This window comes from Cohnella fermenti (assembly GCF_004801405.1).
GTDB lineage: Bacteria > Bacillota > Bacilli > Paenibacillales > Paenibacillaceae > Cohnella > Cohnella fermenti.
The window spans coordinates 1-24,080 of sequence record NZ_SSOB01000043.1; the positions used below are offsets into that span (position 1 = coordinate 1).

22 protein-coding genes are annotated in these 24,080 nt (G+C 59.6%); 15 read left to right on the forward strand and 7 right to left on the reverse strand.

Annotated elements, in window-relative coordinates; all coding sequences use genetic code 11:
* Positions 1 to 155: 155 nt before the first annotated feature.
* Both E6C55_RS25870 and E6C55_RS25875 read right to left on the reverse strand, forming a co-directional pair.
* Positions 156 to 584: a DUF1885 family protein gene (locus tag E6C55_RS25870; protein ID WP_136372731.1), complete on the reverse strand. Its 429-nt coding sequence runs from the start codon at positions 582 to 584 to the stop codon at positions 156 to 158.
* Between the two features lie 109 nt (positions 585 to 693).
* A complete protein-coding gene (locus tag E6C55_RS25875) occupies positions 694 to 2,163 on the reverse strand; it encodes an aminotransferase class I/II-fold pyridoxal phosphate-dependent enzyme (RefSeq protein ID WP_136372732.1) in 1,470 nt (489 codons plus the stop codon).
* A gap of 215 nt (positions 2,164 to 2,378) precedes the next feature.
* Here E6C55_RS25875 and E6C55_RS25880 point away from each other — a divergent pair, with 215 nt between their 5' ends.
* On the forward strand, positions 2,379 to 3,560 hold the full coding sequence (locus E6C55_RS25880) for an MFS transporter (RefSeq protein WP_136372733.1): 1,182 nt from the start codon (positions 2,379 to 2,381) through the stop codon (positions 3,558 to 3,560).
* A 243-nt stretch (positions 3,561 to 3,803) separates the two neighbouring features.
* Positions 3,804 to 6,809 carry an efflux RND transporter permease subunit gene (locus E6C55_RS25885; protein WP_136372734.1) on the forward strand — a complete coding sequence of 1,002 codons (3,006 nt, stop codon included), beginning with the start codon at positions 3,804 to 3,806 and terminating at the stop codon, positions 6,807 to 6,809.
* A 90-nt stretch (positions 6,810 to 6,899) separates the two neighbouring features.
* Here E6C55_RS25885 and E6C55_RS25890 read toward each other — a convergent pair whose 3' ends face one another.
* Together E6C55_RS25890 and E6C55_RS25895 are read right to left on the reverse strand one after the other, a co-directional pair.
* The gene (locus E6C55_RS25890; protein ID WP_136372735.1) at positions 6,900 to 7,544 is read right to left on the reverse strand and encodes a YktB family protein; all 645 of its coding nucleotides are present in this window, start codon (positions 7,542 to 7,544) and stop codon (positions 6,900 to 6,902) included.
* 92 nt (positions 7,545 to 7,636) lie between these two features.
* Positions 7,637 to 8,275 carry a TetR/AcrR family transcriptional regulator gene (locus E6C55_RS25895; RefSeq protein WP_136372736.1) on the reverse strand — a complete coding sequence of 213 codons (639 nt, stop codon included), beginning with the start codon at positions 8,273 to 8,275 and terminating at the stop codon, positions 7,637 to 7,639.
* 196 nt (positions 8,276 to 8,471) lie between these two features.
* Here E6C55_RS25895 and E6C55_RS25900 point away from each other — a divergent pair, with 196 nt between their 5' ends.
* The 4 genes from E6C55_RS25900 to gndA all read left to right on the forward strand — a co-directional run bounded on the left by E6C55_RS25900 (position 8,472) and on the right by gndA (position 12,777).
* Positions 8,472 to 9,311: an SDR family NAD(P)-dependent oxidoreductase gene (locus E6C55_RS25900; RefSeq protein ID WP_136372737.1), complete on the forward strand. Its 840-nt coding sequence runs from the start codon at positions 8,472 to 8,474 to the stop codon at positions 9,309 to 9,311.
* Positions 9,312 to 9,859: 548 nt separating this feature from the next.
* The gene (locus E6C55_RS25905) at positions 9,860 to 10,456 is read left to right on the forward strand and encodes a hypothetical protein (protein ID WP_136372788.1); all 597 of its coding nucleotides are present in this window, start codon (positions 9,860 to 9,862) and stop codon (positions 10,454 to 10,456) included.
* 138 nt (positions 10,457 to 10,594) lie between these two features.
* Entirely contained in the window at positions 10,595 to 11,239 is a 645-nt protein-coding gene (locus E6C55_RS25910) for an SGNH/GDSL hydrolase family protein (protein WP_136372738.1), read from the forward strand.
* 122 nt (positions 11,240 to 11,361) lie between these two features.
* Positions 11,362 to 12,777 carry an NADP-dependent phosphogluconate dehydrogenase gene (gene gndA, locus E6C55_RS25915; protein ID WP_136372739.1) on the forward strand — a complete coding sequence of 472 codons (1,416 nt, stop codon included), beginning with the start codon at positions 11,362 to 11,364 and terminating at the stop codon, positions 12,775 to 12,777.
* A 32-nt stretch (positions 12,778 to 12,809) separates the two neighbouring features.
* On the opposite strand, the gene E6C55_RS25920 is transcribed toward gndA, so the two are convergent.
* Positions 12,810 to 13,121, reverse strand: a complete 312-nt coding sequence (locus E6C55_RS25920) for a hypothetical protein (RefSeq protein WP_136372740.1) — start codon at positions 13,119 to 13,121, stop codon at positions 12,810 to 12,812.
* Between the two features lie 137 nt (positions 13,122 to 13,258).
* Between E6C55_RS25920 and E6C55_RS25925 the strand changes: the two genes are divergently transcribed.
* Entirely contained in the window at positions 13,259 to 13,780 is a 522-nt protein-coding gene (locus E6C55_RS25925; protein ID WP_269145562.1) for a shikimate kinase, read from the forward strand.
* Positions 13,781 to 13,811: 31 nt separating this feature from the next.
* On the opposite strand, the gene E6C55_RS25930 is transcribed toward E6C55_RS25925, so the two are convergent.
* Positions 13,812 to 14,114: a rhodanese-like domain-containing protein gene (locus E6C55_RS25930; protein WP_136372742.1), complete on the reverse strand. Its 303-nt coding sequence runs from the start codon at positions 14,112 to 14,114 to the stop codon at positions 13,812 to 13,814.
* Between the two features lie 119 nt (positions 14,115 to 14,233).
* Here E6C55_RS25930 and aroA point away from each other — a divergent pair, with 119 nt between their 5' ends.
* The 5 genes from aroA to ptsP all read left to right on the forward strand — a co-directional run bounded on the left by aroA (position 14,234) and on the right by ptsP (position 20,563).
* Positions 14,234 to 15,526 carry a 3-phosphoshikimate 1-carboxyvinyltransferase gene (gene aroA / locus E6C55_RS25935; protein WP_136372743.1) on the forward strand — a complete coding sequence of 431 codons (1,293 nt, stop codon included), beginning with the start codon at positions 14,234 to 14,236 and terminating at the stop codon, positions 15,524 to 15,526.
* A 39-nt stretch (positions 15,527 to 15,565) separates the two neighbouring features.
* Positions 15,566 to 15,991, forward strand: a complete 426-nt coding sequence (locus tag E6C55_RS25940; RefSeq protein ID WP_136372744.1) for a CoA-binding protein — start codon at positions 15,566 to 15,568, stop codon at positions 15,989 to 15,991.
* A gap of 182 nt (positions 15,992 to 16,173) precedes the next feature.
* Positions 16,174 to 16,893, forward strand: a complete 720-nt coding sequence (locus E6C55_RS25945) for a class I SAM-dependent methyltransferase (RefSeq protein WP_136372745.1) — start codon at positions 16,174 to 16,176, stop codon at positions 16,891 to 16,893.
* Between the two features lie 35 nt (positions 16,894 to 16,928).
* Positions 16,929 to 18,812: a glucose PTS transporter subunit IIA gene (locus E6C55_RS25950; RefSeq protein ID WP_136372746.1), complete on the forward strand. Its 1,884-nt coding sequence runs from the start codon at positions 16,929 to 16,931 to the stop codon at positions 18,810 to 18,812.
* Complete coding sequence (gene ptsP / locus E6C55_RS25955) at positions 18,809 to 20,563, forward strand: phosphoenolpyruvate--protein phosphotransferase (RefSeq protein ID WP_136372747.1); 1,755 nt, start codon at positions 18,809 to 18,811, stop codon at positions 20,561 to 20,563. The genes E6C55_RS25950 and ptsP overlap by 4 nt, the downstream gene beginning before the upstream one ends.
* 513 nt (positions 20,564 to 21,076) lie before the next feature.
* On the opposite strand, the gene E6C55_RS25960 is transcribed toward ptsP, so the two are convergent.
* Positions 21,077 to 21,601: a type 1 glutamine amidotransferase domain-containing protein gene (locus E6C55_RS25960; protein ID WP_136372748.1), complete on the reverse strand. Its 525-nt coding sequence runs from the start codon at positions 21,599 to 21,601 to the stop codon at positions 21,077 to 21,079.
* Positions 21,602 to 22,025: 424 nt separating this feature from the next.
* Between E6C55_RS25960 and E6C55_RS25965 the strand changes: the two genes are divergently transcribed.
* The 3 genes from E6C55_RS25965 (at position 22,026) to ccpA (ending at position 24,015) form a co-directional block, all read left to right on the forward strand.
* Entirely contained in the window at positions 22,026 to 22,406 is a 381-nt protein-coding gene (locus tag E6C55_RS25965; protein ID WP_136372749.1) for a hypothetical protein, read from the forward strand.
* Between the two features lie 128 nt (positions 22,407 to 22,534).
* Positions 22,535 to 22,855 (forward strand): bacillithiol system redox-active protein YtxJ, encoded by a 321-nt coding sequence (ytxJ, locus tag E6C55_RS25970; RefSeq protein ID WP_330999663.1) that lies wholly within the window; start codon positions 22,535 to 22,537, stop codon positions 22,853 to 22,855.
* A gap of 155 nt (positions 22,856 to 23,010) precedes the next feature.
* Positions 23,011 to 24,015: a catabolite control protein A gene (gene ccpA / locus E6C55_RS25975; protein ID WP_136372751.1), complete on the forward strand. Its 1,005-nt coding sequence runs from the start codon at positions 23,011 to 23,013 to the stop codon at positions 24,013 to 24,015.
* Positions 24,016 to 24,080 lie beyond the last annotated feature (65 nt).

A 24,080-nucleotide genomic window follows, 5' to 3' on the forward strand; every position in this document is an offset into this window, starting at 1 on the left:
ATTACAAAGGGGTACACGGTAATGAATACAGGATTGAGGATGTCCGTAGCACAACTGCAGAATAGTCTCATGGAACGCAAAACAAAGGACCGTCAGGGAATGAACTCATCCCTGACGGTTTTTCTTATTTGCCTGCTGTTCGCTATTCGTTATCGTCAGCCCTTGCGCGGGTTGTAGTACATCGTACGGCCGTTGAACAGCGTCACTTCCGCCAGAAGCTGCTTGCCGATCCACTTGCCGTATTCGTTCGCCTTGGCCTTGTCCCCGTGCGTGGCTCCGTCCGGCAGGACGATCTGGATGCAGGTTGCTTGCTGCGCGTCCGGCGCTTCGGGGATGGCGGTCGTCCCGAACAGGATGTAACGGTACTTCGGATGATTGCCCTTCAGGTAGAACCAGCGATCCTCTTCTCCCGGCCTGCTCTCGAAGGTGTAGGGGAACGCGGCTTCCGCATACGTCCAGCCGAGCTGTCGGCCGGTTAATTCGGTCTGCTCCCGGTAATGCCTCAGGCTCGTCTTGATGTCTTCCACCGTTACCGAGGAAGCGGCGGACCCTTGCACGAGCTTGATGTAAGCGCTCTGGCTCATCGGCATCTCCCTCCCTGATCCAGATCATACCATTCCGGAAGAGGACTGACAATCCGCAAGAGAGACGGGCAATGGCAACAGAGAATCAGATTGGAAAAAGAAAAGACCGCTAGGAGATAGCGGTCTCTTCGACGATGACTTTGATGTGGCGAACATTGCGGTCTTCCGGTCCCTTGACGGGCAAGCCGACCTCCAGGTGTTCGACGATGTAGTCGATGTTGTCCTGCGAGATGACTTCCCCCGGAAGCAGAATCGGAATGCCCGGCGGGTAGACGTAGATGAATTCCGCGATGATCCGGCCGGCCGATTCGGTGAGCAGAATCGTCTCCGTCTCGCCGTAGAATGCGTCCCGCGGCGTGAGGGAGAGGTGCGGAATCTCCGGAATTCGGATGTTCAGCTCCTTCACCTCGCGGGTATGGAGGAATTCGTCGGCCATCCGTGCGAGCGCGTCGACGAGAATGCCGATCGAGTCCTCGTCGTCTCCGGGAGTGACGAGGCAGAGAATGTTGTACATGTCGCTCATCTCGACCTCGATGTTGACCTTCTCCCGCAGCCAATTCTCGGCATCGTAGCCGGTCATGCCGAGGTGGCGGACGTGGATGGTCACCTTGGTCGGGTCGTAATCGTACGTCGCTTCGTCCCCGAGCAGCTCTTCGCCGAAGCAGTACAGTCCTTCGATCCTGTTGATCGCGTCGCGAGCCTGGCCCGCCAGTGCGACCGCGCGCGCGGCAAGCTCCTTGCCGTGCAGGGCGAGCTGCCGGCGGGCGGTGTCGAGCGACGCGAGCAGCGGATAAGACGTCGAGGTCGACGTCAGCATGCTGAAGATCGTCTGCGCGCGCTGAATGTTGACCAGCCCGGAGCGGATGTTCAAGATGGAGCTCTGCGTCATCGAGCCGCCGAGCTTGTGCACGCTCGTCGCGGCCATATCGGCGCCGGCCTGCATCGCCGAGAGCGGAAGCTCGTCGGAGAAGTGGATCAGGGCGCCGTGCGCTTCGTCGACGAGCACCGGAATGTCGTACTCGTGCACGAGATCGACGATCTCCTTCAGGTTGGCGCAGACGCCGAAGTACGTCGGATTGATGACGAGCACGGCGGCGGCGTCAGGGTGGCGCTCCAGGGCGCGGCGAACCGAACGCGTCGTGATGCCGTGGTCGATGCCGAGATTGCGGTCCCGCGCGGGCGACAGGAACACCGGGCGCGCGCCGGAGAAGATAATCGCCGACAAGACCGATTTATGGACGTTGCGGGGAACGATGATTTTGTCTCCTTGGCTGCACACGCTCATGATCATCGTCATAATCGCGGTGCTTGTGCCTTGAACGGAGAAGAAGGTCGCATCCGCGCCGAACGCGTCGGCGGCGAGCTGCTGCGCTTCCAGGATCACACTTACCGGCTGGTGCAGGTCGTCGAGCGGCGCGATGTTGATCAGATCGACATCGAGCACGTTCTGGCCGACGAATTCGCGGAACTCCGGGTCCATGCCTGAGCCTCTTTTGTGGCCGGGGATGTGGAACTGTATCGGATTGTGCTCCGCATGGCGACGCAATGCGTCGAATAAGGGAGTGCGGGAATGATTCAAGATTAAGCCCCTGCCTTTCCATGCCGTAACATACGGTAAACTGAACAAGCATGAGTATAGCAAAAATAGGGGGGAATGCAACAAGTTCCGCCGGACAAGCCTGCCTCGCCCCGAATTCCCCCCGCTGAACGGATTTGGAACAGGCTCGCGATTATGCTACCATATTTTATTGAACCGTATGTTAACTGGAGATCAATTAAGGAGAGAAAATTTACTTGCGCACCAAACTCGCGATCGTATCCCTTATGCTGATTACAACGTTCATCGGCTTCGGCATCATCATTCCCGTGCTGCCTCAAGCCGTATCCGACATCGATCCCGAGATGGCGAACTGGCACACCGGGCTGATGCTTGCGCTGTATTCGCTCGTCTCCTTCCTGCTCTCGCCCGTGTGGGGAGCCGTCTCCGGCAGGGTCGGCCGCCGCCCCGTCATTATGACGGGCGTTCTCGGCTTCAGCGTCAGCTTCCTGCTCTTCGGCCTGGCGGGGGACAGCCTTGTCCTGATGTATGTCTCCCGGCTGCTCGGCGGCCTGTTCTCGGGAGCGGTGACCGCTTGCATCGTCGCCTACGTGGCCGACATTACGACGAATGAAGAGAGAACGAAGGGGATGGCCGTCGTCGGCATGAGCATCGGCCTCGGCTTCACCTTCGGCCCCTTCGTGGGCGGGCTGCTCAGCGAGATCTCGCTGTCCGCGCCGTTCTATGCGGCCGCCGCGCTCTCGCTGCTCACCTTCCTCGCCGCCCTCGGCATCCTGACCGAGTCGCTGTCCCCGGAGCGCCGCGCCGAGCTGCGCGGCCAGCCGAAGACGTCGCGCTGGACCGCGTTCCAAGGGCCGCTGAAAAATCTGTATGTGCTCGCGTTCTTCGTGACGTTCTCGCTGGCCATCCTGGAGGCGACGATGCAACTGTACGGCATGAGCCGCTTCGACGTGACGCCGCGCCAGGTCGGCATGATGTTCTTCTATTGCGGTCTCGTCGGGGCTCTTATCCAAGGCGGCGTCGTTCGCCGCCAGGTGAAGAAGGGGCAGGAGACGCCGTATATCGCCGCCGGTCTGGTGATCTCGGCGGTCGGCTTCTTCCTGCTCCTGACCGCGGACAGTTGGGTGACGGCGACGATCTGCCTGTGCATCTTCGGCATCGGCAACTCGCTGATTCGCCCTTGCGTAACGTCTCTGATTACCCAGAAGACGACGGTGGAGCAAGGAATCGCGTCCGGCTTAAGCTCGTCGATGGACAGCCTGGGCCGCATCGTCGGGCCGCTGCTCGGCACCGCGCTGCTCGGCGCGGCGGCGTGGATGCCGTTCGTCCTCTCGGGGGCGCTCTCGCTGGCGGCGCTCGGCCTGCTGGCGCGGTTCCGAAGCGCGGACCGGGCATTTGCCCAGGCGCATAACGGCTGAACGGCGGCGCTCCCTGCCGCATGGCACCCAACGGCACGAATCGCCGCACAACGGCACGAACCGCCGCGTGACGGAGGTTCGTGCCGTTGTTTGTGCGCTGATCATATGTCCTCTGGTCTGATCGTTTCTCAGACTTCCGTCCAGGTCGAAGTCCGGTCCGCAGACGTTTCCCCCTTGCCAATCCCTCCCTTTATGATGAGAAGGACTCAATATAGATCATGGAGTGGAAGGGGATATCTGACGGTGAAATCATTGATTCAAGGTGCATTCCGCAACAAGGCGGCGATTATTCTTCTCGTCGTCATGGCGCTGGGGCTGGGGGTCATCAGCTACTTCAAGCTGCCGATGGAGCTGATGCCGGAGGCGGACAATCCGCAGGTGACGGTCAGCGTCATCGGCCAAGGCTACAACGCCGCGACCATGGAGGAGCAAGTGACGAATCCGCTGGAGCAGGCGCTGGCGGGCATCAAGGGCAAGAAGGGCATCTTCTCGACCTCGGGCGAGAACTTCTCGCTCATCAACCTGGACTTCGATTCCAAGACTGACATGAAGGAAGCGAAGGCGGAAGTGGAGCGGGCCGTAGCCAACATCCCGCTGCCCGAACGGGCGTCTCCGCCGTACGTCGTTCAATTCAACACATCGATGATTCCGATCGCCTACGTCGCGCTGACGTTCGACGAAGGAACGGGCCAGGCGGACCGCGAGAAGATCGAGAACCGGATCGTCGACAGCTTCCGCTCGATCGACGGAGCGGGCACCGTCCAACTGTCGGGCAAGTCGCAGCCGGTCGTTCACGTTATTCCCGATCTGGCCAAGCTCGAAGCGAAGGGCGTGCCGCTGCAGGCATTGTACGGCGTCCTGCAGGGCCGGGCCGATGCCTCCTCGGTCGGGCAGACCGCGCTGGACGGCACGATCGTGAACCTGGGGGTCGCCTCCAGCCTGTCGGATGCTCAGATGCTGAAGAAGCTTCCCGTCGCGGGAGGAGTCGCGCTCGGCGATGTCGCCGAGGTGCAAGTCGTAACCGATACGGAGAGCGTCTCGCGGATCGACGGCAAGGATGCCCTCAGCATCGTCGTCTCGAAGGCGGCGAACGCGAACGCCGTCAGCGTCGGGAAGGACATCCAGACGACGATCGACGACTGGAACAAGGAACATGCGGAGGCATCGCTGCAGATGCTGCTGAACACGTCGGATGAGATCGTCCATTCCGTGAACAGCATGATGAGAGAAGTGCTGATGGGGGCGTTGTTCGCGACGCTGGTCATCCTGCTCTTCATGCGCAACGTGCGGGCGACTCTCGTCACGATCGTCTCGATTCCGCTGTCGATGGCGATTACGCTGTACCTGCTGGACCTGTCCGGCATCTCGCTCAACATTCTGACGCTGGGCGGAGTCGCGGTCGCCGTCGGGCGGCTCGTGGACGACAGCATCGTCGTTATCGAGAATATTTTCCGCAGGCTGCAGAAGGAGACGTTCTCGGTCGGTCTCATGATCGACGCGACCCGCGAGGTGTCGAGAGCGATCACGGCATCCACGCTGACGACCGTTGCGGTGTTCCTGCCGATGGGCTTGCTGCGCGGCTCGCTGCAGGCGTTCCTCCTGCCGTTCGCGCTGACGGTGACGTATTCGCTGCTGTCTTCGCTGGCGGTCGCGCTGACGGTCATTCCGCTGATGAGCTCGGGTGTCCTGAAGGGCTCGAGAATCAAGGAGCACAAGCCGTCCGAGCGCTTCACGAGGTTCCTCGAGTGGAACCTGAAGCACAAGTGGCTCCCGCTGCTCGTCGCCCTCGCGCTGCTGGTCGGCTCGATCGGCACCTACTTCAGCCTGCCGAAGGGCGCGGTCGACAATTCGAGCGCAATGAGCATCGACGTCTCGTTGGAATACAAGCCGGATACGCCGGTAGACGACGTGTTCGAGAACGGCAAGAAGCTTGAGGAGTTCCTTCTGCAGCAGGACGGCGGGGAATGGGTGTTCATGGATATGGGCAACAGCGCCGACTCCGCCCAATACGGAAGCGTGAAGTCGCCGACCCTCGTCACCTACATGGTGAAGATTAAGAACGGAGCGGACGCGGATAAGCTCATTGAAGCCGTCGAGTCGCAGCGAACAGAGTATCCGGACGCGGAGCTGACGGTCGGAGCAAGCTCGTTCTTCGGCGGGGGCAGCCAGACCCAAGTGTTCGTCGATATTACCGGGGACAACGAGGGCGGCTTGGCTTCCGCTGCGAGCGATGCGATGGCCGCCATCCAGCCGATCAAGGGCATTCTGAAGGTCGAGAGCAACCAGGACCAGAAGACGACCGTCTACACGCTCGAAGTCGATCCGACGGCCGCGAAGTCCGCGGACATCGCTTCGCAGTTGCAAGCGATGCTGAATCCGGTGCCGATCGGCGCCATTCCGTCGGAAGGGCAAACGCTGAGCGTCGTGCTTCAGCCCGCGCTCGCCGTTGCTTCGGAGGCCGATCTGGGCAAGCTCGAGGTGATGACGGACGAAGGTGCGAAGCCGGTCTCCAGCATCGCGAAGTGGGTGAAGGAAGAGAAGCCGACGACGTTCTATCACAAGGACGGCAAGCCCTACATTCGCGTCACGGCGAGCGTAGAGCCGAGCCAGTTGTCGAAGGTCGGCTCGGAGATCTCGAAGGCGATGGATAAGGTGACGGTGCCGGACGGCGTCAAGCTGAACGTCGGAGGAGCTTCGGCGGATCAATCCGAGGACTTCGCAAGCCTGTTCCTGATGATGATCGTCTCGATCGGCATCGTCTACCTCATCATGGTGTTCACGTTCAAGACGCTGCGGGCGCCGCTCGCCATTCTCGCTTCGATCCTGTTCGTTCCGATCGGCGCCGTCCTCGGCCTGATCATCACGGGCGTCACGCCGGACTTCACCGCGATCTTCGGGGTCGTCATGCTGATCGGCATCGTCGTGACGAACGCGATCGTCCTGATCGACCGGGTGAAGCAGAACGAAGAGCGGATGACGATCCGCGAAGCGCTGCTCGAAGCGGCGGGAACCCGGATGCGGCCGATTCTGATGACGGCGATTGCGACCGTGTGCGCGATGCTGCCGCTCGTCTTCGGCACTTCGGAATCGGGAAGCATCGTCTCGCAGAGCCTTGCGATCGTCGTCATCGGCGGCCTGCTCGTCGCGACGCTGCTGACGCTCGTGCTCGTGCCGTGCCTCTATGAATTGCTGTTCTTCCGCAAGTCGAGGCGCCAGCGCATCGCCGCGGCGACCACGCAAGCCGCTTGATCGCTTAATAGGGAAGCCCCCGGAACCGCATATGCGGCCGGGGGCTTGTTGCTGCGTTGCCTATGCGTTTATACGTGTATGCTGAGCCGCTCAGGCTTGCGCCATTCGATACAAGGGAAGCAACGTCTCGAAGACGGACTTGGCCTTGCTCAGCAGGGCGTCGCCGCTGCCCAGGATCGGGTCGCCGCGCCGAATGTGGATGCCGCAGGTCAATTCGGCAGCCTTCACGCTTCCCAGCCGCTGGAACAGTTGCGCCAGCTCCTCGTCTTGCAGGTCCGCATGGACCGAACCGGTCGGCACCATATGATCCTTGGACCACACGTAAGCGGCCGGGATCGATTGCCGGACGGAAGCAAGCTCCCTCAGCGCATGCTCTGCGAACGCCGCCTTGTTCGGGCATTCATAAATAATCGCGAATTGAATGAACAGGTGTGTGGACCACAGGCCGATCTGGAAGTGCGGGAACGCTTTGTACCCCCGGGCGCTCGGCGACCACGCGACCCAGGTGTCGTCCGGCGGATTGACCGATCTTCTGGCGTGCCTGGCGACATGGGCGAACGTCTCTTCGCCGGTGAGCGCCGACAGAACCGGAACGAGCGCGTCGCCGACGGCGCGCAGCTTCGGTCTTACTTGCGAGATAATGGCTTCCATTCGGCCTTCCAGCCCCGGAACCGACATGGCGTCGAAGTCCGAGTCCGTGAAGCCGACGAAGCCCGTTGTTGCGACGTTGGTCACGATGAATCACCTCTGTTTGTTTTTGCGCGCAGTAAGCTTTTCCTATCACTATATAGGAAAATGTTCGGCAATCCAACCCGTGCGGGAGGACGCTAATTGCGCCGCTTGTCGAATAAAGAATGAACAATCATTGCGACGGTTCGGTCGTAGAGCATGGCCGCTTCCTCGCCGCTGCCCAACTGCCCGGCCAAGTGCAGATGAATGACGCCATGCAGCGCGGCCCAGATCAGCCTAGCAGTCCATTCCGGGGAATTCTCGTCCAGATCTGCGGATGCGATCAGTGCGGTGACTTGGCTCCAAGCGGTTGTCATCCCTTGCATGCTGATCTCGTCCGGCTTGAATTCGGCGAAGGCGCCGCCGAACATCACTTGATAGAAGCTTGCATGCTCTTGGCCGAAGCGCCAATACGCCTGGGCGAGTCGTTGCAGGTCGGCCTCGGGAATTCCGGTTAAGGCTGTCGCTTCGAATTCGCGGCCCAATATGCGGCAGCCTTCGAGGTAGAGCTCTTTGGCCAACCCCTCTTTTCTGTTAAACAGACTATAGATGATCTTGGTCGAGCACTCCATTCTCTCTGCGACTCGCCGCACGGTAACGGCCTCGGGACCATATTCTCGCAGCAACGAAGCCGCGACTTGGACGACGCTTTGCCGCAAGTGCTCCGAATGCTGCTGCCGAGCTTCCTGGAGGGTGGACGCCGTTGTATTTAATCCCGGATTAGTGAATTCGTTCAACGTTAATCAATCCTTTATGGTAGGAATGGAGCGAAGCGGGGAAACGGTGTTTCTATACGTATTTTACTGTTGCCGTCTGAGTCGGGTCAAATTCGGATTCGTTGCAATTGACAATCGGATATCGTTTTTGATACATTGATTCTAATTGGTAACAATGTTACCTAATTATAATGTCGTTACTGAGGAGAGGGTTTTAATGGCCAACACACTGCAGTATCGGGGAAAATGGGTTTTGATCACGGGGGCATCATCGGGAATCGGTCAAGTATTTGCGAGCGAGCTGGCCTCCAGAGGAAGCAACGTTGTCCTTGTCGCTCGTTCCGCTCAGAAGCTGCAGCAATTGGCAGAGCTTCTGAGGGAGAAGCACCAAGTGGATGCGCAGGCAATCGCAGCCGATTTATCGCAGCCCGATGCGCCAAGGCGAGTGTACGAGGAATGCCGGAAGCGGGGGCTTAGGATCGACATGCTGATCAACAATGCAGGCTTCGCTACGCACGGCTGCTTCGAACAGGTGGATGGGCAGCGCCAGCAGGAGGAGATTCTGCTGAACGTGCTTGCGGTTACGAACATGACGCATTTGTTTCTCCCGGATATGCTGGACAGGAACGACGGAGCCGTCATCAACGTCTCGTCTACGGCGGCGTTCCAGCCGGACCCTTATATGGCCGTATACGGAGCGACCAAATCGTACGTGCTGTCCTTCACGGAAGCCTTATATGAAGAGAATCGCAATCGCGGGGTGAAGTTTCTCGCGTTATGCCCGGGCGCCACGGAGACGGCATTCTTCGATGTCGTGAACGCCGAGGAGGCATCGGTCGGCCGCCGGGGAACGGCCGAGGATGTCGTTAAGGCGGCCATGAGAGCGCTGCAAGGCGGGAAGCCCTATGCAGTGCCCGGCTTGCAGAACTATCTGGGGGCGCAGCTCGCCCGGTTGCTGCCGCGCAGAAGAGTGCTGTCCATTGTCGGCGGGATGCTCAGGCCCCGTCATTCCAAGAAGGCTCCCGTCAATCCCGCCGGAGGACAGGAATTTATGTGAAAAATCACATTGGCGCAGCGCGATACCGGGCAGTTGGAGCGATTCTATGTGAAAAATAGCGTACATAGAGGAAATCCCGGTTCGAGTTGCCGTATGTATGTTAAAAACCGCATAAAACGTCCGGATTCCCGCCAATCCAAGCCAATGAATGTGAGAAAGCGCATAAAATCGCAAAGGACATCGGGGACCGATGACATCGGCGCGGAGGTGCGGCGAACATCGGGGGGCTGCGAACATCAAGGTGCGGCGAGCATCAGGTGTATGCGAACATCAGAGGCCTGTCATGCGAACGTGCGGAACGTGCGCTTGGCACATCCTCTGCAAGCAAGCTGCCGACCTGCAGCCCCTCCGGCCTCCCCAGTCCCTCCAGCCCCTCCGGCTCCGGTACGGCCCCTCCGATATTTCCCTTGTCCAATCGAGCGAAAATAGTCAAGAATCCAAGTTGCCAGAACATAAGATGGAGTATAAGATAGAGGTAAGAACAAATATTCTGAACATTCGGTCAACAACTCGAGCCGCGCGTCAAGTGCAGGATGGGGGGGATGGCCGTGAATCGGAGCCACGAGGTGGAATACTGCAACCTGGAACTTCGCTTCGATCGCAAGCAGCTTCAGAATTTGATTCGAGGGCTCATCTCTGAAGGCTACTCCTTGTACTGGAATGAGAACGATCAGCAGTTTCTCATCTCCGTTCGAACGGGACGCAAGCTGCTTAAGCTCCGATTCCAGCGGTCATCGAACCGGTACAAGATGGTCGGCGACTATGTCGTCAAGGATGAGAAGTTGTCGCTCTGGATCGAGAAGCTGATCAACGACTCCAGAGGCCATGCAATCGTCAAGAGGTTTCGCGACCGTCAGGTGCTGATCGAGAACATCATGTTCGGAGAAATTATTCGTCTCGTGGAGGTGTCAGGCATGGAACATCGGATCATTTTCCAGAAGCGTCCTCAAATTACGGTAGAAGATATGGTTCAGGCGTTCAAGTCGAAGAGAGCGGAACTTCGGGCGGGCGTTCTTCGTCTCGAGGTCGATTATGAGCTGGCTGTCCTCCATGAGGCATTGCAGCTCGGTCAGACCGAAGAAGCCGAGAAGAGCAAGGTTCGGCTGGAGGATATGCGCAAGGAGATGCTCCTGCTGGAATTGTAGCCGCACGCGCTTCCGTTACGTCCCATACAACTATTTGGCGCCCTTCGGGGCGCTTTTTCGTCGTCGTCATTTCGTTGTTGAAGAAAAAAGCGATTTCGATATAATGGTAGCAGTTGGTTAAGTGGGGGGAGAATGAGGATGAGACTGGAACAAAGGGACAAGCTGCTGTTTATCGGGGATTCCATTACGGATTGCGAACGCAGTCCGGATGGGGAAGGGTTGTTCGGCGCACTTGGGAAGGGGTACGTATCGGTCGTCGACGGCCTGCTGCAATCCGCTTACCCGGAATTGGGCATTCGGGTCGTGAACAAGGGCACCAGCGGCAACACGGTACGCGACCTGGACGCGCGCTGGCAGACGGACGTGCTGGATCAGAAGCCGGACTGGCTGTCGATCATGATCGGCACGAACGACGTGTGGCGGCAATTCGACCTGCCGTACAAGACGGAATCGCACGTGTACCTGGACGAGTACAAGGCGAAGCTGGAAGAGCTGGTCGTCCGGACGAAGGAAGGCGTCAAGGGCATCGTCTTGATGACGCCGTTCTACTTGGAGCCGAACAAGTCGGATGCGATGCGGGCGACGATGGATCTGTACGGGGAAGCGGTTCGCACCATCGCGGCCAAGCACGGAACGCTGTTCGTGGATACGCAGGCGGAGTTCGACCGGATTCTGGAGCATATCTACCCGGCGACGATCGCCTGGGACCGCGTTCACCCGAGCATGGTCGGGCACGTCGCGCTGGCGCGGGCATTCCTGAAGGCGGTCGGGTTCGACCGATAACGGGCGTTTGGTGTCGAGCGGGCGGGTTTGCTGTTGAAAAAGAAGGTTTTCATGTGTTGGCAAAATAGAGTACAATAGGCATATTGCGTGCAAAAAAGACTGTCAAAAGGATGAAGCGAAAAATGTCTAAAGCAAACATCGGAGTTGTCGGCATGGCCGTCATGGGACGGAACCTTGCCTTGAACATTGAAAGCCGCGGGTATTCGGTTGCCGTGTACAACCGTTCGCGCGAGAAGACGGACGATCTGCTGAACACGGAAGGCAAGGGCAAGAACCTCGTGCCGACCTACTCCGTAGAGGAATTCGTTCAATCGCTCGAAGTTCCGCGCAAGATTCTGATCATGGTGCAAGCCGGCTCCGGCACGGATGCGACGATTGAATCGCTGACTCCATTCCTCGACAAGGGCGACATCATTATCGACGGCGGCAACGCGTACTTCCCGGACACCCAGCGCCGCAGCCGCGAGCTGACGGAGCAGGGCTTCAACTTCATCGGAACCGGCGTATCCGGCGGCGAAGAAGGCGCGCTGAAGGGCCCCTCGATCATGCCGGGCGGACCGGAAGCGGCTTACAAGCTCGTTGAGCCGATTCTGACGGGAATCTCCGCGAAGGTGAACGGCGACCCTTGCTGCACATACATCGGACCGGACGGCGCGGGCCACTACGTCAAGATGGTCCATAACGGCATCGAATACGGCGACATGCAGCTCATCTGCGAGGCTTACCAATTGATGAAGGATGTGCTGGGCGTCTCGACGGACGAGCTGCACGAGATTTTCGGCGAATGGAACAAGGGCGAGCTCGACAGCTACCTGATCGAGATTACGACCGACATCTTCTCCAAGAAGGACCCGGAGACGGGCAAGGCGATGGTCGACGTCATCCTCGATTCCGCCGGCCAGAAGGGCACGGGCAAGTGGACGAGCCAAAGCTCGCTCGACCTGGGCGTTCCGCTGTCGATCATCACCGAGTCCGTGTTCTCCCGCTTCCTGTCCGCGATGAAGGAAGAGCGCGTCGCCGCGAGCAAGGTGCTGAAGGGGCCGAAGACGTCCGCGTTCGCAGGAGACAAGGCCGAATTCATCGAGAAGGTTCGCAAGGCGCTGTTCGCGAGCAAGATTTGCTCCTATGCTCAAGGCTTCGCACAGATGCGCGCCGCTTCCGACGAGTATAACTGGAACCTTCAATACGGCAACATCGCGATGATCTTCCGCGGCGGCTGCATCATCCGCGCCCGCTTCCTGCAGAACATCAAGGATGCGTACGATCGCGACCCGGGCCTGCGCAACCTGCTCTTGGACGAGTACTTCAAGGGCGTCGTCGAATCCTATCAGGACGCATGGCGCGACGTCGTGGCGACGGCGGTCCGTTACGGCATCCCGGTTCCGTCGTTCGCGAGCGCGCTCGCTTACTACGACAGCTATCGCTCCGAGCGTCTGCCGGCTAACCTGCTGCAAGCTCAGCGCGACTACTTCGGCGCTCATACGTTCAAGCGTCTGGACAAGGAAGGCACGTTCCATCACAACTGGATGGAAGCCTAAGCGGTTCGTTGCTTGCAGAATGCAAGACTCATTCAGGGGAGCGTGTCCCGAAGCAGGGCGCGCAAGTGCTCCGCGTCTTCGCCGCATAAGCTCTGCCGGTTGAGCAGCCGCATGGCGACCCCGGCATAGGCGGCGAAGTGCGCAAGCAGCCGTGGCCGATCGAGCCCCGACCATTCGGGCGCTCCTTCGGCCACTTTTCTTTTAATGTAGTCGAGCGCCCAGATAAGATCCCCCCGGCACACCGGATAAGACGGATCGAGCAGGCGGCTAAGCGTCGGGGGCGCGAGTGCAGGCACGGCGCCGGGATCGGAGCGGTCGGAAGAGAAGGCGGGCGGAACGTCCATCTTGTCCATCACCTCTGCAGAGAAGGGTCTGTTATCACCTTACGGGCCTCCGGGCTTTTTTATGCCAACCTCCGCCTTAGCCTTGTTGTTATATGCTATTATTATGGAATCCTTATAGAAGAAGCGGAGGACAAGCGTTGGACGCTCGCAGCAAGCGAAGGAACATTATCGTCGTGGGGTTCATGGGAACGGGCAAGTCCACCGTCAGCAAGCTGCTGGCGGAGAAGCTCGGCTGGAGCCGCTTGGATACCGACGAGGAGATTGTGAGATTGGCGGGGAAGAGCATTCCCGAGATCTTCGCCGACGAAGGGGAGGACCGCTTCCGCGACCTCGAGAGCCGAGTGCTGGAGACGGTTCTGGCCGGAGATCGGCAGATCGTCGCTACGGGGGGCGGAGCGGTGCTGCGGGAGCAGAACCGGCGTCTGATGCTGGCGGAAGGCTGGGTCGTCTCCCTGACGGCGAGCCGCCAGAGCCTGCTCGAACGAGTAACGGCAGGCGCGGCGGCGGGGACGCGTCCCTTGCTTGAGGGAGACGCCGTGGAGAGGATCGATACGCTGCTTGCCGGGCGCAAGCACGCTTACGACTTCGCGCATGCGACGATCGACACCTCCCGCAGAACTCCGGAGCAGATCGCGAGCATGCTTGTTCGCTGGGTGTGACGGCGCCGATAAGCGGCCGTTAAAGCGTTCGTTACAGCATATCCCAGGCGAGCATGCCGCCCTGCATGTTGACCAGCTTCCCGAAGCCCTGGGCGGCCAGATACTCGCACACCCTTCCGCTGCGATTGCCGCTGCGGCAGATGAAGATGACCTCTTCGTCCTTCGGAATCTCGTCCTGGCGATCGGGAATGGTGCCCATCGGGATGTGGACGGCTCCTTCGATCATGCCGTAAGCGACCTCGTCGTCTTCGCGGACGTCAATCAGATGAAGCTTCTCTCCCGCGTCGATGCGGGCCTTTAATTCGTCTACCGCAATTACTTCGTATGAATTCATGGGGCACACTCCCTTGATCGAATAAAATCATCATAATGAAACGTCGGCAGAGCTGTCAAATCACCGCTCGGGAGGGCGTTATCCCTCTATCTACACTAACTTAAGGAGCGTTAACCGCAATGGATATGATCGTAACCCCTACGGGCAAGCTTCAAGGCGAAATCCAAGCCCTCTCTTCGAAAAATTACACGACCCGCTACCTGCTCGTCGCCGCGCTCGCGGAAGGCACAAGCACCATCCGCTATCCGGCGCACAGCGAGGACAGCGACGCGATTCGCCGTTGTATTCGGGATCTCGGGGCGATCGTGGAGGAGGACGACGAGAAGATCGTCATCACCGGATTCGGGCGCCATCCGTTCCCGGCCAAGCAGCTCAACGTGGGCAATGCAGGGGCGGTGCTTCGCTTCCTGATGTCCATCGCGGCGTTCCTGCCGGAAGTGACCTTCGTCAATACGTACCCGCTCTCTCTCGGCAAGCGTCCGCACGACGATCTGATCACGGCGCTGCAGAGCATGGGAGTCGAAGTGGAGCACCATAACGGCCGCCTGCCGATCACGATTCGCGGCGGCAATCCGCGCGGCGGCAAGATCCAGGTGTCGGGCAGCGTCAGCTCGCAGTTCCTCAGCTCGCTTCTGTTCCTCGCGCCGCTCCTCGACGAGGACAGCGAGATCGAGGTGCTGAACGACCTGAAGTCGAAGGTCGTCATCGGCCAGACGCTGGAAGTGATGCGTCAAGCGGGCATCGTCGTCGAAGCTTCCGACGACCTGATGCACTACAAGGTGCCCGGACGGCAGAAGTACTTGGCGCAGACGTATACGGTGCAGGGGGACTACCCGGGCTCGGCGGCCATTCTGGCCGCGGCCGCAGTGACCGACTCGGACGTGACCGTGCATCGCCTGTACGAGGACAGCAAGCAGGGCGAGCGCGCCGTCGTCGACGTGCTCCGCGCCATGAACGTAGACCTGACCCACGAGAACGGCGTCGTTCGCGTTCGGGGCAACGGCAAGCTGACCGCCGGCGAATTCGACGGCGACGAATTCACCGACGGCGTGCTCGCGATGGTAGCGGCGGCCGTGTTCGCGGAAGGAACGTCCCGCTTCTACAACGTCGAGAACCTTCGGTACAAGGAATGCGATCGCATCACCGACTACCTGACCGAGCTTCGCAAGGCCGGGGCGAACGTGGAGGAGAAGCGCGACGAGATCATCGTCCACGGTCGTCCGGAAGGCTTGGAGGGCGGCGTCGAGATCGATGCGCACTTCGATCATCGCGTCATCATGGCGCTCACGATCGTCGGCCTGCGCTCCAAGCAGCCGATCCGCATCAAGGAAGCGCATCATGTCGCCAAGTCGTACCCGAACTACTTCGATCATCTGCTCGCGCTTGGAGCGCAGGTCGAATGGGTAAAATAAGGAATCGAATCTTAACGATGTCTTAGGAGGCTGAAGAGAATGGCATTCTCGAATCCGTCCAGGGAACAGATCAAGGACATCCTTCGGCAATCGCACACCATCGCGGTCGTCGGCCTGTCCGACGACCCGTCCAAGGTGTCGTACATGGTGTCCGAGGCGATGCAGAAGAAGGGCTACCGGATCATTCCGGTCAACCCGAAGGCGACGAGCATTCTTGGCGAGACCTGCTACGCCAGGCTGCAGGACATTCCGGAGAAGGTCGACATCGTGAACGTGTTCCGTCGTCCCGAGCACACGCCTCCTATCGCCGAGAGCGCGGTCGAGATCGGCGCGAAGACGCTGTGGCTGCAGCTTGGCATCGCGAATGACGAAGCGGCGTCGATCGCGGAGCAAGGCGGCTTGCAGGTGATCATGGACCGCTGCATCAAGGTCGAGGATTCGATCCTGCTGCCCAGCGGCAAGTAAACCAAGCGGAAGAGCGGGAAGCGCGGCCTGTTCCGGATGTTCAACGCAAGGGCGGGACCGCGCCGCTTTTTCTTTGTGCCTATAGGCGCATCCTATTAAGCGGATCGGTTTTATATATTTCCTATCCTTTCGTTCTCTTGCTACACTGAGAGAAATTCAGCGCCGGGAAGGGAAGGATAACCATGAACGACAAAGTGAAGGCTCAATTCGATGCTGCGGCACGAGAGTACGACCGCGAGCGAAGGCAACTGATTCCGTGCTTCGACGACTTCTACGGAACGGCCGTATCGCTTGTTCAATCGGATAAGGATAATCTCTCGATTCTCGATGTCGGAGCGGGCACGGGACTGCTCACCTCCTTCCTGCTGCCCCTCTATCCGAACGCGAGCTACACCTTGATCGACTTCAGCGAGAAGATGCTGGATCAAGCGAGGGAGCGCTTCGCGGGAACGGGAGCGAACATTCGTTACGCAACCGGCGACTACCTGGCTTACCCGTTCGAGGAGAAATTCGATTGGATCGTGTCTTCGCTGTCCATCCATCATCTGGCCGACGAGGAGAAGAGACGCTTGTTCGCCAAGCTTCATGCGCTGACGAACGAGGGAGGAGGGTTCGTGAACGCGGACCAGGCGGCGGGCGAGTCGCCATTCTTCGAGCGGCTGTACGACCGGCGCTGGGAAGAGAGCGTTGCGCAGAGCGGTCTCGCAACTTCGGCGATCGAGGCTTCCAAGGAGCGGAGGCTGCAGGACCGGAACGCAAGAGCGCGGGAGCAGGTTCAGTGGCTGAAGCAAGCCGGTTATTCCGAGGCGGATTGCGTGTTCCGGTTTTATCATTTTGCCGTGTTCTGCGCGCTGAAGCGGAAGGGACCGACAACGGTTTCTTTTGACAAAAAGCGGCTTTAAGTCGTACCATCGAGAGAAAGGAGGGACTGAGGTTCATGTTCGGTGTGGGCTATCTTCAACGGCTTGGCCGGGCGTTCATGCTGCCGATGACGGTGCTGCCTGCGGCCGCCATTCTCATCATGCTGTCCCGCCTGCCATGGGATTCGTTCGGAATGGGCGCAGTGCCGGACATGCTGCTGGCGGCGGGGACGCAGATTTTCCTCTACGTCCCGTACGTCTTCGCGGTCGGCATCGCGCTCAGCATGTCGAATCAATCCGTCTTCGCCGGAATGGCCTCCTTGACGGGAATGGTTATTTTCGCGGCGATTACGAAGACGTATGATCCGGACGGCGTTCAGCCCTCCATGTTCGCCGGTGCGGTCATCGGCATCGTCTCGGGTTGGGCAAGCGAGAAGTTCAAGGTGCTGAAGCTGCCCGAATCGCTGCAATTTTTCGGCGGCTCCCGCTTCGTTCCGATCTTCATGGGCGCCTTCTCCGTGATCTTCGCTTGGATCATGATCCAAGCCGGTCATTCCATCCGCGACCTGATCGCGGAATCGGGCAATGTCGTCGGCTCCGCCGGCGGCTTCGGCGTGTTCCTGTACGGCTTCCTGCACCGGATTCTGGTCGCCTTCGGCCTTCATCACCTGTTGAACCACGTCTTCTGGTTCCAGGTCGGAGAATACGAGGACCCCAGCGGGAACGTCTACTTCGGGGACCTGCCGCGCTTCTTCGCGGGAGACCCGACGGCCGGGGCCTACATGGCGGGCTTGTATCCGATCATTATGTTCGCGCTGCCGGCGATCGCCTTCGCCATCATTCACGAAGCCCGCGAGGATTTGAAGCCGAAGACGAGCAAGCAATTCCGCGTGGCGGCGCTTACCGCCTTCCTTACGGGGGTAACGGAGCCGGTCGAATTCGCCTTCCTGTTCGTGGCGCCGTACTTGTTCATTCTTCATTCCCTCATCTCGGGAGGAATCATGTGGCTGACCTACGAGCTCGGCATCCGGGACGGCTTCAGCTTCTCGGCCGGCGCGCTCGAATACGTCATCAACCTCCCGTTGTCGCAGAAGGGTTGGCTGATCATCCCGCTCGGTCTCGCGGTCGGCGTTTTGTACTATGTGCTTTTCCGCTGGTGCATTCGCAAGTTCCAGTTGTCCACTCCGGGACGCGAGGATGCGACCCGGCTCGACGATTGGGCGGGGGACATTCCGTACCGCGCGCCGCTCATTCTTCAGGCGCTCGGCGGCAAGGAGAACATCGTGCGTCTCGAGGCCTGCATCACGAGGCTGCGCCTGACGCTGGCGGAGGATCGGCGGGTCGACGCGAAGTCGCTTCGCCACCTGGGCGCGGCGGGCGTCATCCACTTGGGCGGGGGCAATGTACAGGTCGTGTTCGGCACGTTCTCGGAGCTGATTCGCGAAGAGATCTCCAAGCTGATGCAGCTCGACGTCCATCAGGTTCAATTCCACGCGCCGGTCCAGGGTCGAATGATTCCGCTCGAGGATGTGGACGATCCGATCTTCGCGCAGCGGCTCGTCGGCCGAGGGGTCGCCTTCATCCCGGATCGCGGGGAGCTGGTCGCTCCCGTCGCCGGGAAGGTGATCCATCTCTATCCGACGAAGCATGCGATCGGCATTCAGACGAAGGAGGGCCTGGAGGTGCTTCTGCATATCGGCATCGACACCTCCGGGCTGAAGGACACGTTCACCGCGCTCGTGCAAGAGGGGGACGAAGTCAATCCGGGGCAGCCGCTTATCCGCTTCCATCTGGCTACGCTCAAGAGCAAAGCCAAGTCGCTCGCGACACCGATGGTCATCACCAACTCGGATATCGTACGCTCCTGGCGCTTCGCTCCTTTCGCGGCGGTCAAGAAGGGGCAAGCCGCGGTCATGTCGGTCGTCGTTAAAGAGAGAGAGGACAAGGGGGGAGAACAATGATTCAAGGATTGCCCGCATCGGATGGCATTGCGATCGGGAAGGCGTTCGTTCTTCCGAATTGGGAATGGGAGATGCCCGAGCAGCTCATCGGAGTCGGCGATCTCGCGCTGGAGTTCGAGCGGCTGTATGAAGGCGTCAAGCGCTCGAAGCACGAGATCCATAAGCTGAAGACCGAGATGGACGAGACGGTCGGAGCGGAAGAGTCGGGAATCTTCGCGGCGCATCTCGCCATTCTCGACGACCCGGTGTTCATGAACGAGATCAAGGGGATCATCCAGCGCCAATACAAGGCGGCGGAAGTGGCGGTCAAGGAAGCGATCGATCACTTCGTCACGATGTTCGACCTGCTCGACGACGAATATATGAAGGAGCGCGCTCTCGACATCAAGGACGTCGGCAATCGGCTGCTCAAGCATCTGCTCGGCGTGCCGGAGATCTCGCTGCCGCTGGATGCGCAGCCGTTTATTCTCGTCGTTCGGGAGCTCACGCCTTCCCAACTCATTCACCTCAAGCCGGAGATGGTGCTCGGAATCGTGACGATGGTCGGAAGCCCGACCTCGCATTCCGCGATCATGTCCCGGGCATTCGGCATCCCGCTCGTGATGGGCGTCGAAGGCAAGCTGCCGGCCCCGATCGAGACCGGAGACCTGCTCATCGTCGACGGGCGCAGCGGCTACGTTCACATCAATCCGAGCGCGGAGACCGTCATCCGGTATTCCGAGCTTCGCCAGCGCGAGACGGAGACGAGAGAACGGCTGCAGCAGCTTGCGCTCGTTCCGTCGGTCACGCCGGACGGAATGACGATCGAGCTGGCCGCCAACATCAGCTCGATCAAGGAGCTCGACGCCGCAATCGGCAATGGCGCGCACGGGGTCGGCCTGTTCCGCACCGAATTCCTGTACATGGACCGCAGCCGCTTCCCTTCGGAGGAGGAGCAATTCGAGGTGTACCGCCAAGCGGCGGAGAAGCTGCAAGGCAAGCCGCTCACCATCCGGACGCTCGATATCGGAGGGGATAAGCAGCTCGACTACTTCGACCTCCCGGAAGAGGATAATCCCTTCCTCGGCTACCGGGCGATCCGCTTCAGCCTGAACCGCAAGGACTTGTTCAAGGTGCAGTTGCGGGCAATCCTGCGGGCGTCTGTCTTCGGGAACGTGCAGCTCATGTACCCGCTGATCGCATCCGTGGAAGAGGTGAGGGAAGCGAATGCGCTGCTCGAGGAGGCGCGGCTGGAGCTGGTCGCCGAAGGCGTTGCCTGCCAGGAGAAGATTCGGACCGGCATCATGATCGAGGTGCCCGCCGCGGTGGCGATCGCGGAGCTGCTGGCGGAGGAAGTGAGCTTCTTCAGCATCGGCACGAACGACCTGATCCAGTTCACGCTTGCGGTCGATCGGATGAACGAGCACATCGGCCACATGTACGAACCGTTCCATCCGGCCGTGCTGCGCATGCTGAAGACCGTCGTCGCCGCCGCGAAGCGGCACGGGGTGCAGGTGAACATCTGCGGCGAGATGGCCGGCGACGTTCGCTCCATGCCGATCTGGCTCGGCCTCGGCATCCACGAGCTGAGCATCTCGGCGCAGTCGATCCTCTCCGTCAAGGAGACGATGCTGCGGACGAATGCGCAGGAGAGCCGTTTCCTGATGGATGAGCTCTTCGCCTACCGCACCGCGAAGGAGATCCGGGAACGGCTGGAACGCTTCCACGCCGAGGAAGCGATCGCCCAAGGCCATATCCGGCCGGGGATCTAGACAGGCGATTCCGCCAGACGAAGGGGCGCCGTGCAAGTCCGGGTTGGGGACTTGCACGGCGCCCCTTTGCCTTCTCCGCGAGAGCCGAGCGGAGCCGAGCGGAGCCGAGCCGAGCGGATCGGAGTGAATGGGATCGGATTGGATCGAATGGCGATTGTTCACAAAATGTCGCGCGTATTCGCGCAATTGCATATACCCCGCATATACCCGCATATAGCCGCATATACCCCGTGTATATCCCGCGTACGCCTCGTTGCCGTCTCGCGGGCGGAATCCGCCCGACTGCGATTTATGTGGTTTTTCACATATATTCCGCGATTCCACATGTGTATTGGCGCGATTTATGTGGTTTTTCACCTATAATTTGCGATTTCGTCTCCGCCCGGCGCGATGTGCGTGGTTTTCCACATACATTCTGCGATTTCGCCTCTGTCCGGCGTGTTTTATGTGATTTTTCACATATATCCGGCGCCTCCCCCGATTGTCCGCCGCTCCGCCCAGCCCCGGCCAATGCTACCGTCTGCCGTAGAGAACGTCGCAGAACGCCTTCGCGTATTCCGGCAGGTCCGGCGGTCTGCGGGCGGAGATCAGGTTGCCGTCCACGACGACGGCTTCGTCGAACCATTCCGCACCCGCGTTCTCCATGTCGTCCCGGATGCCCGGGGTCGACGTCACCTTGCGGCCTTCCAGGATTTTGGCCGAGATCAGCACCCACCCGGCGTGGCAGATCTGCCCGATCGGCTTGCCGGCCTCGTTCATGCGGCGGACGAACTGCTGCACGCGGGCGTCGCGCCGGATTTTGTCCGGCGCCCAGCCTCCCGGCACGAGCAGCCCGTCGCAGGCCGCCTCGTCCAGTTCCTCATAAGACATATCGGCCACGGCGGGGACGCCGTACTTGCCGATGTGCTTGCGGCCCTTCTCAGGCCCTGCGTATACAACCTCGGCGCCTTCTTCGCGGGCGCGATAAACCGGATACCACAGCTCCAAATCCTCGAATTCGTCGTCGATCAGGCAGACGACTTTCTTCGTTTGTCCCATCTCTTCGCCTCCCAGCGCGCATAACCTAATAGTCGCGGCATAGTCGCGGCATAGTCGCGGCACGCGAACGCAAGCCGCATGCTGCCTATTTTAGAATAGCAGATCCGTTAAGGTTCGGCTGTTCTTATTCTTGTCTTACCCAATCCGGCGAATCCCTACGACCATCCCCACGACCATCCTCGCGACGAATCCCCGCAGATACCATAATTTACAGTGGCTTCTAAAGAAGGAATCGGAGGCGAGGAGGGCGAATACAATGGTCGAAGCGGTGCCGTCCCGCATCCCAGGACTGGCGCCGCCCAACAGGCTGGCACCCGTCTGCGGCGCTGTCGCTTTTTTTTCCAGTTCTGCCGCCATCTCTGTTGCCATAATTGTCGAATGAGGAGAGAGTCCGTTGCACAAACGTTGTTCTTGCGGTCACACCATGACTTTGATTCTTCGCACCTTGATCTACGTCCACAAGGTCAGCATTGCCAATGTTCCCGTCTACTCTTGCGAATTCTGCTCGCGCAACGAAGTGTTTCCCGGAGTGAAGGAAGATCTGGGGCAACTCGTCGGAAGGATGGGCTCGAAGCCTCAGCCGCAGACGATCCCGTTCGAGGAGCAGCACGAGTGGGCGGCGGTTCTTAGAGATATGGCGGCCAATCGGCAGCCTCTGGATGCGGCGGCGGTCGCCCGGAGCATCGAGAACAGGACAAACGAGCTGCTCGACCTTCTGCTCGTCGCCTCATCCCTGCGAGACGAGAAGTGGCAGAAGGAGCTGCGCGGCAGGTTGTCCCAGCTTAGCGCGCAATACATATCGTAATTTGACGCAGACGGGGCGAATGCCCCGTTATTTGTTTTGCGTAACGTGGACATTTCTGCTACCATGAAAACAAACGATATTATTTTCATGGAGGTGATCACCTGGCTGCGATAACGCAACTAACCAGCATCGACCAATGGAAGGCGGCGCTTCGGCAATCGAGCGAGAAGCCGCTGCTTGTGTTTAAGCATAGCACGCAATGCCCGGTTAGCGCGGGAGCGCATGAGGCCCTGACGAATTACCTGGCCGATGCCGCTCCGCCCTCCGTCGAATTCGCGATCGTTCATGTAATCGAAGACCGTCCCGTCAGCAACGACATCGCAGAGACGCTCGGGGTAACCCACAAGTCCCCGCAAGCGATTCTGATCAAGAACGGCGAGCCCGTCTGGGATGAATCCCACTGGAGAATCACCGAACAATTCCTTGCGGAACGGCTTCAGGAAGCCTAAGAGAAGGAGTCCGACCGGGAAAAACGGGTGAATCGTCGATATTTCGGCGATAAAGCGGGCTAAACGTTGCGGAATCAGCAAATTTGTCGTATCATTACCTTAATATCCCATGGACAAGCCGGGCAATGGTTGTTCATAGCATTGGAGCGAGTAACGTGACGGTAACCATATATGATGTGGCTCGCGAGGCCGGCGTGTCGATGGCAACGGTATCCCGTGTCGTCAACAACAACCCGAACGTGAAGCCTCAGACACGGAAGAAAGTATTCGAAGCAATCGAACGGCTGGGCTATCGCCCGAACGCCGTTGCGCGCGGATTGGCCAGCAAGAAGACGACGACGGTCGGCGTCGTGATCCCCGATATCTCGAACGCGATCTTCGCCGAAGTCGCCAGAGGGATCGAAGACATCGCCAACATGTATCACTACAACATCATCCTCTGTAACGCGGATAAGCGCAAGGACAAGGAGATTCGCGTCATCAACACGCTTCTCGAGAAGCAGGTCGACGGTCTTCTCTTCATGGGCGGCGCAGTAACCGACGAACACATTCAAGCGTTCAACACGTCGAATGTGCCGATTGTTCTGTGCGCGACGACCGATGAGAAGGGAACGATTCCTTCCGTCGACATCGACCATGAGCTGGCCGCTTACGACGCGGCGAAGCGATTGCTCTCCGAAGGCCATCGCCGCATCGCGATGATCAGCGGAACGCTGCAGGACCCCGCGAACGGCTTCGCCCGTTATCAGGGCTACAAGCGTGCGCTCGAGGAAGCCGGTCTGTCGGTTGACGAAGAGCTTGTTCGCATCGGCAACTACAAGTACGAAGCGGGAATGGAAGCGGCCCACCACTTCATCGGGCTCTCCGAGCGCCCGACCGCAATCTTCGCCGCGAACGACGAGATGGCGATCGGCGCCATCCACGCGATCCAAGATGCGGGGCTGAAGGTTCCGGAAGACATCTCGGTCATCTCTGTGGACAACATCCGCATGGCTTCGATGGTTCGTCCGCAACTGACGACGGTCGCGCAGCCGATGTACGACATCGGAGCGGTTGCCATGCGTCTGCTGACGAAGCTGATGAAGAAGGAATCCGTCGAGAACGCGAAGGTTGTTCTTCCGCATGAATTGATTATTCGCCAATCCGTCGCATCGGTTTAAATGTTTGACATACTCATGATAGAAGAAGGTGCCCTGTACAGGAAGCTTGCCCGCCTGTGACGGGG